This window comes from Rhodococcus sp. CX (assembly GCF_015865005.1).
In the GTDB taxonomy this organism is placed as follows: domain Bacteria; phylum Actinomycetota; class Actinomycetes; order Mycobacteriales; family Mycobacteriaceae; genus Rhodococcus.
The window spans coordinates 1-12,108 of the sequence record NZ_JADZGH010000226.1 but is presented as its reverse complement, the minus strand read 5'-3'; the positions used below and the strand labels follow the sequence as shown (position 1 = coordinate 12,108).

Below are 12,108 nucleotides of genomic sequence, written 5' to 3'. Positions count from 1 at the left end.
GGGTAGGGCGGGACTCGGCTGGGAATGGGACAACTGCTCCCGCTTGTGCTTCAGGGTGATGTCTGCACCGTCTGCTGTTGCCGAGGGCTTGCGAGAAGATACTCTACCAATGAACTATTGATTGAGGAAGTGAACCGGATCGGAGGTGGAAAGCCCCGGTCTCGAGCTGGAGGTGCGCAATGATTCTCACTCTGGTCCGCCATGGAGAGCCGGTGCGGGATGCTACCGGCACGGTGGCTGCCGACCCCCCTCTGAGCTCGGTCGGACGACTTCAGATGGAAGCGGCGCGAGCCCTGGTCCGGGCCGACGGATACGACGCGGTCTACTGCTCTCCGCTTCGCCGAGCCAGGGAGAGCGCTGAAATCGTGGCTCCGGGTGCGGTTGTGCGGGTGGACGCCGACCTGGCGGAATTCGATCGGAATACCGAGCGGTATCTCCACTGGGAAGACGGCGCCGAGGTCTACGGGGCCTACCTGGCGGGAGATCTGTCGCCCTGGGGTACCACGCTCGAGGAATTTCGGGGCCGCGTCCTGGGTGTGGTCGAGCGGATGCGTACCGAAGCCGGCGTTCCGCGAGTGCTGGCGGTGACTCACGGCGGAGTCGTGAACAACTTCTTCGCGATGCTCCTCGGATCCCCCCAGGTCGCGTTGTTCCAACCGGCGTACGGCTCGGTGAACCGATTCCGGTACCACCCGGAGGAGGGATGGACACCGTTGGAGCTCAACGCTTCCGGTGTTCGCACACCCTGAATATGAGGTCTACTTCACAATAGTCTATTAATCAAGTAATCTCGGTGGTCAGTCGCCCGAACAGAGGAGGGCAGGGTGGAACTCGCACTCGTCCGGCACGCGGAGCCGGATCGTCCCGAAGATCAAGAACTTCGTCGAGATCCGGGACTCAGCACGGCCGGTCGTGAGCAGGCGCGGGCGCTCGCGCATCGCCTCCGGCGGGGGACCTGGAGTGCGCTGTATGCCTCCCCGCAGCGCCGCGCCTCGGAGACGGCAGCGGTGATTGCAGATGTCCTCGGTCTCGAACCGCGGATCGCCGCAGGCCTTGCCGAGTTCGACTATGGACGTCCATACATCCACCTCGAGGACCTCATGAGGACCGGCAACGACATGATGGCAGCCTTCCGGCGCGAGGACTTCTCGGCCTACGGCACCGACGCCGAGACGATCCGTCACAACAGCATCGAAGCGATCGAGTCGATCATCGCGGAACATCCTGGAAAACGAGTGGTCGTGGTGACCCACGGCGCCGTGATCAACTCCTTCGTGGGTAGCTTCCTCGGCTCGAAGAAGCTGGTCTTCCACCACCCGACCTATACGGGTGTCACCCAGGTGATGGCGAGCCGTCGCGGTGACCGAGAGATCACCTGTCTCAATGACTCAACCCACCTGCGCTTGCCGTGGCCGGCGCTGTGCGAACAGGAAATGCGATGAGCAACATGGATTTCGAAGTCATCGTCATCGGATCCGGCCTGGCAGGTCTGGCATCCGCACTCACGGCAATCGAGAACGGTTGTAAGGACGTGCTCGTCGTCGAGGCCGAAAGTGTCCTCGGCGGCTCCACCCGCCTGTGCGGTGGGGTTGTAATGGGCAGCCGGAGCCGGCTGCAGCAGGCCGCCGGTATCGAAGACGCCGAAGACGACATGTTCAAGGAGTACATGGCGATCAATATCTGGGACGTCTCGGCCGGACCGGTCGAGCGTTGGGCCGCCCGCAGCGGCGAGACCATCGACTGGCTCCAGGACAACGGCGTCCCGTTCTACGAGCGCCTGATCTTCAGCGGAGACGACCGGCGCCCCCGTGGACACTGCGTGGAGGGCGGCGGGCAAGCAATCGTCGACGCGCTGGTATCGAAGTGCCGCGAAGCGGGCGTCGAGTTCGCGTTGGGCAACCGCGTAGACGAGCTGGTCTACACCGACGGCCGCGTCACGGGAGTGCGCTCGGGCAGCGAAGACCTCACGGCCGGCGCCGTGATCGTCGCGACAGGCGGATTCGGTGCCAACCCGGAGCGCCTCGCCGAGCACTACCCCATCGCCTGGGTACCGGGGGAGACCTTCTACATCGGCAGCGAGGGTGCGCGAGGCGACCACCTGAAGTTCGCCGACCAGGTCGGAGCTCAGCTCACCGGCGAGAACCGGGGTCTGCGCATGCTCAATCCCGGTGTCGACACCATGCACGAGGCATTCCTGCCGGGGTGGACGGTGCTCCTGGACAAGCGTGGCCGTCGATTCTGCGACGAGACCGCCCCGTACGGCATCCTCGACAGTCTGCTCAAAGCTAGGGACAACGTTGGGTATGTCGTATTCGACGACGCGGCACTCAGGCCCCCGGCCGAACTCGCGGAGCGTTACGGAGATGCGTACAAGCAGGTATGGCCGAACCACGCGAAGTTCAAGCCCAAGCACTACACCGCCGACGTGATCGAGCAGTACAAGGACCACGAACGGATTCATATTGCCGAGTCGCTGGACGCCCTTGCGGATTCGGTAGGGATCCCGGCGGAGGACTTCTGCGGCACCATCGCTCGCTACAACCATCTCGTGGCAGCCGGTGAGGACACCGACTTCGGCAAGGCCGGCCGCTTTCTCAACCCGATCTCGACGGCGCCGTTTTACGCCGTCGAGGTACGGCCCACTGCGATCGCGCACACCGGATTCGGTATGCGGATCGACGACCACGCGCGCGTAGTCGGTGTGAACGGGAGCCTGATCGAAGGCCTCTACGCAGCCGGGGAATGCACCGGCGGGATCGTCGGTCCGACCTATTCCGGGTCGGGTAGCTCGCTTGCCAGCGCCGCCGGCGTCGGTCGGATGGCGGGCGAATCCGCCGCGGAGTACGTGGGGAGGGTTCGGGGATGACCACGCGGACCACTCGAGAAGACACCGTGCTGTTCGCGCCTCGCGCACAGCCATCCGACCCCGCCGCGACGCTGCAATTGGTATACGACCGCCAGCAGATCATCGAAGTGTTGCACCGTTATGCGCGAGCGATCGATCGTTGCGATATCAAACTGCTCGAGTCCGTCTACCACGAAGACGCTACGGACGCACACGGATCTTTCGACGGGAATGCGCACGAGTTCGCAGCTTTCATGGTGCCGCGCCTTGCGGAGCAGACCACTTACAGCATCCACCATGTGACCAACGAACTGGTCGAGGTCGACGGAGACCGAGCGATCGCCGAATCCTGTTTGCTCGGCTACCACCGGATCCCCGGCGGAAGAGACTCGGTGGCGCGGTTCTTCGGAGACGAATATGCCGACCGGGCGGAGGCCGACGGAACTCTCGAAGGGGAACACGAATATCTCACCGGGGGGCGCTACCTCGACAAACTGCTCAGGCGCGACGGCGTCTGGCGGATCTGGCGCCGCCGAATCACCGTGGAGTGGAACCAATGCCAGCCCTCACGAATGGTGATCGAGGGCGGACGCTCGAAGTACAACCTCCCCGGCAGTCGAGATCTCGGCGACCCCAGCTACCGCCTGAACTTCGAGTCCTTCGACGAATGAACAGGGAGTGACATGAACACCCAGAAGCCGGTGCCCCCACCCGAGGCACTGAAGCGGATGTACCACCTGATGCTGACCACAGCTCTGGCCGACCAGAAGTCGAGTGCGGAGGCGAAGGCAGGACGGCTCGCGGCCGCGTTCTACCCGGTGCGCGGCATGGAGGCGGTGTGTGCCGCTCTCGGTGAGGTTCTGACCCCGGACGACCGGATGGTTTCGACCTACCGCAATCTTGGTGACGCCTTGGCCAAGGGCGTGCCCCTGCGTTCGATCATGGCCGAGCTGTACGGCCGCACAGCGGGTACCTCACGGGGCAAGGGCGGCCCCATGCATCTGCAGGACCAGTCTGTGGGATTCACCGCCACGACCGGGGTGGTCGGGTCCGGGATGCCGATCGCTGTCGGTCTCGCCATGGCCGCGCAGTTGGACAACAGCGGATCTGCCACAGTAACCACGTTCGGAGACGGCGCCACATCCATTGGGGCATATCACGAGTCGATGAACTTCGCGGCTCTGTGGAAACTACCTCTCGTCTTCGTCTGTCAGAACAACCAGTGGGGCGAGCACACACCGATCCACAAGTACGCACCTTCCACGGAACTCGCCGAACGAGCGGCGTCGTACGGCATGGCCACCCGCAAGGTGGACGGCTTCGATCCCCTGGCTTGCCTCGCTGCTCTCGAGGAGGCCGTGGAACGGGCGCGCCTGAACGAGGGTCCGACGTTCCTCGAGTTCGTGCACTACCGGCTCACCGGACACACCGGTACCGCGGACTACAGCTACGTACCCAAGGACGAACTGGCGAAGGCGATGGAGCGCGATCCCGCCCCCACCTTCCGCAAGTGGCTTCTCGACAACTCCGTCTTCACAGAAGAACAGATCACGGCGATCGAGACCGAGGTTCGCGCGTATGTCGACGAGGCGTTCAGCTTTGCCGAGAAATCTTCCCTTCCTGAACCGGACGAACTCTTCACAGACGTGTTCGCCGACTCTTCGTTCGTGAGGAGCCTGACCGATGCCTGAGACCGTGATGACGATGGCAGCCGCGATCAATTCCGGCTTCCACTGCGCGATGGAGGCCGACGACAAGATCGTCGTTCTCGGTGAAGATGTGGAAGAGCCCATCGGTGGGGTGTTCAAGACCAGCAAGGGATTGTCGACCCGCTTCGGCACGAACCGCGTGCGTTCCACGCCCATCGCCGAAGGCACGATCGCCGGTGCCGCGGTCGGACTCGCGCTGGGTGGGTACCGGCCGGTCGCAGAGATCATGTTCTTCGACTTCGTGACATTGACGCTCGACCAGGTGCTCAACCACGCCGCGAAGTTCCGCTACATGAGCGGCGGAGCGACCCCGGCACCCCTCACCATGACCACCACAATCGGTACCAGCCACTTCGGTGCTCAACATGCCCAGTCACTCGAGGCGTGGTTCATGCACACCCCCGGCATCAACGTCGTGATGCCGTCCAACGCCGCGGATGCCAAGGGACTGCTGCAGTCGTGCCTTACCTCCCCGGACCCGTCCCTTTTCATCCAGCACTCCAGCTTGCTCTACAGCCAGAAGGGGCCGGTGGACGAGGGGACGTACACAGTGCCGCTCGGTCAGGCAGCGACAGTGCGGCCCGGCGAGGACATCACCATCGTCACTTACGGAACGGGTGTGGGGCTCTCTCTCGACGCGGCGCAGGAGTTGACCGGAGCCGGGATCGAGGCCGAAGTGATCGATCTGCGCTCCTTGATCCCTCTGGACTTCGATACAGTGTTGGCCTCGGTCGAGCGCACACGACGCTGCGTCGTCATCCATGAAGCAACCCAATTCCTCGGCCCTGGAGCCGAAATCAGTGCACGCATCCACGAGGAGCTCTTCGGTGAGTTGCTTGCACCGGTTGGCCGGGTCGGCGCTGCGTTCACGCCGGTACCGTTCTCCAAGGCGCTGACGAATCACCCGACGGTGGATCGTGTCGTCAAGAAAGTGCAGGACCTGTGCGGGGCGTAACAGGGCCGATCGGCGTGCCGGAGCAGTTGAACCTGCCGTCGGTGAGGAACTTTCGGGACGTGGCCGGCCACGGTTACAAGACGGCACACGGCTCGATGAGGCAAGGACGGGTGTTCCGGTGCAATTCCTTCCGAGTGTCCGATGATGACCTCCTCGTGCTCGGTACCCTCGGGATCGTCGCGATCTACGACCTGAGGGGACAGGACGAAATCGACCGGCTTCCCGATACTCCCCTCCCGGGAGCGAAGTGGCATCACACTTGGGTCCCCGGGCTGAGCAGGGAGGTGATGGCATCCCTCGATACCGCCGACCAGATGCGTCAGGCGATGGTGGACCATTACCGTGGCTTCGTCAGCGACCCGGGAAAGAGAGCCGGCTTCTCGACGGCACTCGCGGCTATGGCGCAGAGCGACGGGGCTCATGTCTTCCATTGCTCCGAGGGGAAGGATCGGACCGGGTGGTTGGCGATGTTGCTCCAACGCCTGGTCGGAGTTTCGGAGACCGACATCATCGCCGATTTCCTGCTCACGAACGAACTGATGGCCGGTAACGGTCCCTCGCTCGTTCTGGCCCGACGGCATTTCGGTGACAGACCACTGGACTTCTTCCGGCCTGCGATGATTGCTGATCCTGCCTACCTGGAGGCCGGGATGAGTCAATTGGTGGAGGATTACGGTGATGTCGAGCGCTACCTGGGTGAAGGCCTCGGTCTGACCGATGACCACCTGGTCGGGCTGCGTCGGCTGCTCGGGGAGGACGAATGACAACCACGGCGGACGGCAAGACCGCGTTCGTCGTCGATCGCTCCGACGGCATTGCCCTCGTCACGTTCAACCGTCCGGATCAACTCAACACTCTGAGTCGGCGGACCGTCGTCGACCTGTGTGATGCGCTCGACGGACTCGAAGATGACGATTCCGTGCGGGCAATCGTCTTCACCGGGGCCGGTCGAGCATTTTCGGCCGGAGCCGATCTGTCCGGCGGGCCCGGTACGTTCCGGGATCGCAGGGACGGCGCCCGCCCCGACGGAACCGGGTCGGATACTCCGAGCCGGGACTTCGGGGGGATCCTCGCGTTACGACTGTTCGCCTGTACGAGGCCCCTTGTTGCCGCGATCAACGGCGACGCGGTGGGTCTCGGCGTGACCTTGACATTGCCGATGGACGTCCGGATCGTCGCCGACGGTGCCAGGTTCGGGTTCGTCTTCTCTCGGCGTGGGATTGTGCCCGAAGCCTGCTCCAGCTGGTTTCTGCCGCGCATTGTCGGGATCAGCCGCGCGATCGAGTGGACGACGAGCGGACGACTCGTCGGTGCTGCAGAAGCACTCGAGGCGGGTCTCGTCCGTGCGGTCGTACCCGCTGGAGATGTTGTCTCCGTGGCATCGAGATATGCGGCCGAGATGGTCGAGGCGGGCGCGCCGACCTCGGTGGCGGCCATCCGGAATATGATGTGGCACGGACTCACTCAGTCCCACCCTGTCGGAGCTCACAGAGTGGAATCCGACCTGGTCCGGAAACTGGGATCCGGACCTGATGCCGCGGAGGGGATTCGAGCGTTCATCGACAAGCGTCCGGCACAGTTCCCGACGCCGGTGACGGAAGGCATCCGTCCCTTCCGGAAGTGGTGGCCGGAGATCGCGTTCTGATGCAGTTGCAAGGGCAGGCAGCGTTGGTCGTCGGAGGCACCTCCGGAGTCGGTGAAGCGACCGCTCGCCGGCTTCTCGGCGAAGGGTGCAAGGTCGTCATCACCGGTCGCGATGCCGTGAAGGGGAACAGGACCGCTCAGCGCCTCGGCGCCGTGTTCTGCTGCGCCGACGCGCGCGACGTCGACACGATGATCACGGCCGTCGACACCGCGGCGGAGTTGGGTGCCTTGCGGGTGCTGGTGCACTGTGCGGGAGTGGGTCATGCCCGCCGGACCATCGGTCCGGACCTGGCCTATTCTTCGGCGCATTCACTGGACGATTTCCGGGAAATCGTCGAAGTCAACCTCGTCGGGACCTTCAACGTGGTTCGACTTGCAGCTTCCGCGATGGCTCGGACGGAGCCGGACGAGCAGGGCCAACGCGGTGCCATCGTGCTGACGTCGTCACTGGCCGCGACTGTCGGCCAGACCGGTCAGGTGGCGTACGCCGCATCCAAGGCCGGTCAATTGGGCATCTTGCGTCCGCTGGCGCGTGATCTGTCGTCCGTCGGAATTCGAGTCAATGCCATTGCCCCGGGCGGGCTCGACACGTCGATCTACGGTCCGGACGGGCCGTCCGTCGAGCTGCGGCGGGCGTTGGCCGAGGCGGCGATATTTCCGCGCCGGATGGGGCGAGCAGACGAGTTCGCTTCGCTGGCTGTAGAGCTCTTGTGCAATGACTACATGAATGCTACTGCGGTCGAATTTGCCGCCGGCACAGTACAACTCCCGCGCTGACCACAACGGAATCCGGTGTCGATCCGTGGTCCGCGTGGTACCTGAAGCTTCATTGATCTATAGTCTAGAAGTAGACTAACTACGAATGCGGGATTTTCCGCGGGAGTGAGAAGGCGCATGCACGATGCATCACGAAGCCAGGCGTCCGGCCCGTTGTCGGGGCTGAAGGTTCTGGAGATGGGCGGGATCGGTCCGGGACCGTTTGCTGCGATGCTTCTCGCGGACATGGGCGCCGACGTCGTGCGGGTCGACCGGCCCGGTCCCGATTCCGGACTGGGCGCCACCGACACCCTGAGACGCGGTCGGCGCTCGGTAATGCTCGATCTTTCGGACCCGGAGGCGGTGCATGTGCTCTTGGACCTGGTGTCCAAAGCCGACGTCCTGCTCGAAGGCTTCCGACCCGGTGTGGCCGAGCGACTGGGAATCGGTCCGGAAGACTGCCTCGAGCGAAATCCTCGCCTGATCTACGGACGGATGACAGGGTGGGGCCAAACGGGGCCGTGGTCGCAGATGGCCGGGCACGACATCAACTACCTGGCACTGACCGGGGCCTTGCATGCCCTCGGCAGAGAGGGGCAGGCGCCCGCGGTCCCGGTCAACCTTCTCGGTGACTTCGGTGGTGGCTCTACGTATCTCGTCATGGGCGTGCTCGCTGCTCTGTGGGAGAGTCGGTCCTCGGGTCGTGGACAAGTGGTCGATGCGTCGGTCGTGGACGGTGCGTTGTCGCTGACGACCATGTTGCACGGGATGCTGCACGCCGGTACCTGGCGTGACGAACGCGGCGTGAATCTCTTGGACACCGGGCGACCGTGGTACGACGTGTACGAAACGGCCGACGGGCAGTGGATGACCGTCGGTGCGCTCGAATCGAAGTTCTACGCGAAATTTGCCGAACTGCTGGGACTTCCCGAAGAGTTCCGCCGCCGGCCACGACAGGATCGCTGGGAGGAGCTGCGTCGCTGCATCGCCGAGAGGTTCCGCGCTCGTACGAGAGACGAGTGGAACCACATTTTCGCGGGCACCGACTCCTGCGTGGCTCCCGTGCTGAGTTTGAGGGAGGCGGCCGAGCACCCGCAGATGCGCGAACGGAATGCCTTCGTCGAGGTTGCCGGAGTACGGCAGCCTGCTCCGGCTCCTCGGTTCGGCCGCACACCCGGTGCAGTGCAGAGACCACCCGCCCGAATCGGAGAACACACTCTGGAGGTGCTCCTGGAATGGGGAGTTCCCGAGCCCGGCAGAGTGATTCACCAGGAAGCTGCCCAGCCGGAGAAGATCGACACGGCCGCGACTGCGTGACTCGCGCTGCGGTCGCCGAAGACAGGTCACGGAAACGAGGATGAGTCGAGTGTTCACCACGGACTTCACTACAACGTTCGGCATCGAGCACCCCATCGTGTGCGGAGGAATGACTGCGGTAGGTACCGCTGATCTGATCGGTGCTGTGGCAAATGCCGGAGCTCTCGGCTTCCTGTCGGCTCTGACGCAACCGACTCCCGAGGCGCTGGTCAAGGAGATCGGGAGATGTCGTGATCTGACGGACAAGCCTTTCGGGGTCAACCTCACCATTCTTCCCACGATCGATCCCGTCCCCTACGACGAGTATCGCGACGCGATAATCGACAGCGGCGTGAAGATCGTAGAGACAGCAGGCAGCAATCCCAAGCCGCATCTACCGGCCCTGAAAGCTGGCGGAGTGAAGGTGATTCACAAAGCCGTGACCGTCCGGCACGCTGTGAAGGCTCAGGAACTCGGCGTGGATGCTGTCAGCATCGACGGTTTCGAATGTGCCGGGCACCCGGGTGACGACGACGTACCGGGTCTCGTGCTCATACCGGCGGCAGCACGCAAGCTCTCCATCCCGATCATTGCAAGTGGTGGATTCGCCGACGGGGCCGGCTTGGTCGCGGCACTCGCGCTGGGAGCATCGGCCGTCAACATGGGGACCCGATTCGTCGCAACCGACGAGGCGCCCGTGCATATCAACGTCAAGAATCAAATCGTCGAGAACGACGAGCGCTCGACGATCTTGGTGTTCCGCGAGTTTCACAACACTGCCAGGGTCGCCCGCAATGCGATTTCGGAGGAGATCGCGCATATTTCGCAGCAGATCGGTGCCACGTTCGAGGATGTCGCACACCTTGCATCCGGCCGACGTGGCCGGGTTCAGGTTCTGGAGAATGGCCTGGTGGACGACGGCATGTGGTGGGCGAGTCAAGCCCAGGGACTCATCCATGACATTGTTTCGTGCGAAACCGCCGTCGACCGCATCGTGTCCGAGGCCTCGGCGCTGCTGAACGACAAGCTCGCGTCGATGCTGAACTGATGCCGATGACAAACCGGACAGATGCCGTTGCCCGGCTGCATGGGCACGTAATCGTGCAACGGCGATGTCGCGGTTACCGGTGAATCGTGCCGGCGCGTCCTTGACGGACGCGCCGGCACGATTTCTCTGTCAGACGGCGCGTCCGGCAGCAGCTTCGGTTGCGCGGTCCCGGCCGAGAAGGCCGATCATTTCTTCGTGGAGTTCGAACCACACCGTGTGGTAGCTGTCGATTATGGGGCGCGCAACGTAGGTGTAGTTGCCTCGGCGCACTTCGTCCATCGCCACACCGAAGCGTGTGGGGTAATGGGTGAGTCGCGGCACTACATCCGTAAGTGCCGAGAGCCATCCGGTGAAGCCGTCGTGCAGTTCTTCCAGTTCGTTGATGATCGCCGCGTCGTATGCTGCGTCGTTGTGGTCGTTGGGCGTGGTCTCGTCGATCATCTGCCAGCGGGTGAGTAGCGACTTCAACGCCGAATTGAAGGGGTCGAACTCTTCGTACAGTAGCTCGAGGCGTTCGGTGTCGAGGGTGCCGCGTTCTTCGGCGGTCAGTTCTGCCAGCTTCTGCTTTCCGTCAGCCGTCAGGCGAAGGAAGGTGCCCTTGTGCATGCAGCGGCCGGCCTCGACATGACTGGTGACGAGTCGGGAGACCAGTTCCGGGTCCTCTACGAGTATTGCTGGAAGAGAGTCGGTTTCGATTCTTCCCTTCAATCGGAGAGCCTGGAAGAGGTTGATGTCTCGTGCTGTAGTGGGCGGATTGTTCATCAGCTCGACCTCGCTTCGGGCATGGCACCAATGATCGGCGCATGAATTATATGGTAGTAGAGTATTTTCTGAAGCGTAGTGGATCACGTCCACGATGGCCAGTGTCGACTCGGGCGATTGTGCGGTAGGGAGCCCGCTTTCGCTGGCCGCGCACGCCATACTCACCGAAGGTCTCGATCGTCGGATGCTCGATCAATTGGGTATCCAGTTCTGCGACGGCCACTTCGGACTGTGCACTCGAAGGAGACCTGACATGGCCGACAAGCGCCTCCCCGCAACGGCTCGTGCGGCTGCGCTCACGGAGGAAGAGAAGCTCGATCCGATGCGGTGGATCAAGTTCTATTGGGAGCAGCAGGTCGCTGATGACCCTTACCCGTTCCTCGCGATGAGCTCGGTGCTTCGCCTTCATCAGTTGATGACGTCCATGCTGGAGCGGGAGCTGAAACAGAACTTCGAACTGAACCTGACGGACTATCTGATGCTCAAGACATTGCAGATGAGCGACACCGGTACTCGACTTCTCAGCAGAGTGGCATGGCACTTGCTCGTTCATGCAACGACCGTGACGATTGCAGCCGACCGGCTGGAATCACGTGGCCTACTGGAGCGCCGTGTTCACCCTCGTGATCGCCGCGCGACCTGCGTGACGATTACGGAGGAGGGTCGCAGAGTCGTGGACGAGGCTACGTCCGCTCTGGAGGCGAATTGCTACGGAATGCCCGGCCTCACGCCGGAGCGAGCACGGGCGCTCGTCGAACTGGTGGCTCCGCTGCGAAAATCCGCCGGAGACGTCGACCGCGCGCACTGAGTCCTGTGGATGGTTGCGGTCGTCGTGCCGAATTCGGTCGCCGCGGCGTGGCGTGGGTTGCCGAAGAGCGCGGCTACACCCAATCATCTCCACTAGTCTATAGTTTATCAATAGAGTAAATGGTCGTGGCGATGGTCCTGTTCCGCGCTCGCAGACGTGGCCGGATGAAGGCACCGATTGTTATCGCTACAAGAATGGAACGGTAGTTCTCCCATGAACGACTTGCGATCTGCTTCTCGTCCCCTTCGCGTCGCCATCGTCGGTGCCGGCCCCGCCGGTATCTAC

At 63.2% G+C, this 12,108-nt stretch carries 13 protein-coding genes; 12 read left to right on the top strand and 1 reads right to left on the bottom strand.

Translation table 11 applies throughout. From position 1 onward, the window contains the following. Nucleotides 1-179: 179 nt before the first annotated feature. The 11 genes from I0Q12_RS25290 (at nt 180) to I0Q12_RS25240 (ending at nt 10,253) form a co-directional block, all read left to right on the top strand. On the top strand, nt 180-749 hold the full coding sequence (locus I0Q12_RS25290) for a histidine phosphatase family protein (protein ID WP_197255864.1): 570 nt from the start codon (nt 180-182) through the stop codon (nt 747-749). A gap of 75 nt (nt 750-824) precedes the next feature. Then, nucleotides 825-1,442, top strand: a complete 618-nt coding sequence (locus I0Q12_RS25285) for a histidine phosphatase family protein (RefSeq protein WP_197255862.1) — start codon at nt 825-827, stop codon at nt 1,440-1,442. Then, on the top strand, nt 1,439-2,866 hold the full coding sequence (locus I0Q12_RS25280; RefSeq protein ID WP_197255860.1) for an FAD-dependent oxidoreductase: 1,428 nt from the start codon (nt 1,439-1,441) through the stop codon (nt 2,864-2,866). Before I0Q12_RS25285 ends, I0Q12_RS25280 begins: the two co-directional genes overlap by 4 nt. Further along, on the top strand, nt 2,863-3,516 hold the full coding sequence (locus I0Q12_RS25275; protein ID WP_197255858.1) for a nuclear transport factor 2 family protein: 654 nt from the start codon (nt 2,863-2,865) through the stop codon (nt 3,514-3,516). The genes I0Q12_RS25280 and I0Q12_RS25275 overlap by 4 nt, the downstream gene beginning before the upstream one ends. A gap of 12 nt (nt 3,517-3,528) precedes the next feature. Then, on the top strand, nt 3,529-4,536 hold the full coding sequence (locus tag I0Q12_RS25270) for a thiamine pyrophosphate-dependent dehydrogenase E1 component subunit alpha (RefSeq protein WP_197255856.1): 1,008 nt from the start codon (nt 3,529-3,531) through the stop codon (nt 4,534-4,536). Continuing rightward, entirely contained in the window at nt 4,529-5,509 is a 981-nt protein-coding gene (locus I0Q12_RS25265) for an alpha-ketoacid dehydrogenase subunit beta (protein WP_197255854.1), read from the top strand. The genes I0Q12_RS25270 and I0Q12_RS25265 overlap by 8 nt, the downstream gene beginning before the upstream one ends. Before the next feature lie 14 nt (nt 5,510-5,523). Further along, entirely contained in the window at nt 5,524-6,273 is a 750-nt protein-coding gene (locus I0Q12_RS25260; RefSeq protein ID WP_197255852.1) for a tyrosine-protein phosphatase, read from the top strand. Next, nucleotides 6,270-7,154, top strand: a complete 885-nt coding sequence (locus tag I0Q12_RS25255) for an enoyl-CoA hydratase-related protein (protein WP_197255850.1) — start codon at nt 6,270-6,272, stop codon at nt 7,152-7,154. The genes I0Q12_RS25260 and I0Q12_RS25255 overlap by 4 nt, the downstream gene beginning before the upstream one ends. Further along, nucleotides 7,154-7,930, top strand: a complete 777-nt coding sequence (locus I0Q12_RS25250) for an SDR family NAD(P)-dependent oxidoreductase (RefSeq protein WP_197255848.1) — start codon at nt 7,154-7,156, stop codon at nt 7,928-7,930. Before I0Q12_RS25255 ends, I0Q12_RS25250 begins: the two co-directional genes overlap by 1 nt. A gap of 117 nt (nt 7,931-8,047) precedes the next feature. After that, nucleotides 8,048-9,226 carry a CaiB/BaiF CoA-transferase family protein gene (locus I0Q12_RS25245; protein ID WP_197255846.1) on the top strand — a complete coding sequence of 393 codons (1,179 nt, stop codon included), beginning with the start codon at nt 8,048-8,050 and terminating at the stop codon, nt 9,224-9,226. Between the two features lie 49 nt (nt 9,227-9,275). Further along, a complete protein-coding gene (locus I0Q12_RS25240; protein ID WP_197255844.1) occupies nt 9,276-10,253 on the top strand; it encodes a nitronate monooxygenase family protein in 978 nt (325 codons plus the stop codon). Between the two features lie 129 nt (nt 10,254-10,382). Here the strand turns inward: I0Q12_RS25240 and I0Q12_RS25235 are convergent, their stop codons facing one another. Next, the gene (locus I0Q12_RS25235) at nt 10,383-11,015 is read right to left on the bottom strand and encodes a hypothetical protein (protein WP_197255842.1); all 633 of its coding nucleotides are present in this window, start codon (nt 11,013-11,015) and stop codon (nt 10,383-10,385) included. A gap of 253 nt (nt 11,016-11,268) precedes the next feature. On the opposite strand from I0Q12_RS25235, the gene I0Q12_RS25230 reads away from it, so the two are divergent. Then, nucleotides 11,269-11,823, top strand: a complete 555-nt coding sequence (locus I0Q12_RS25230) for a MarR family transcriptional regulator (RefSeq protein WP_197255839.1) — start codon at nt 11,269-11,271, stop codon at nt 11,821-11,823. Nucleotides 11,824-12,108 lie beyond the last annotated feature (285 nt).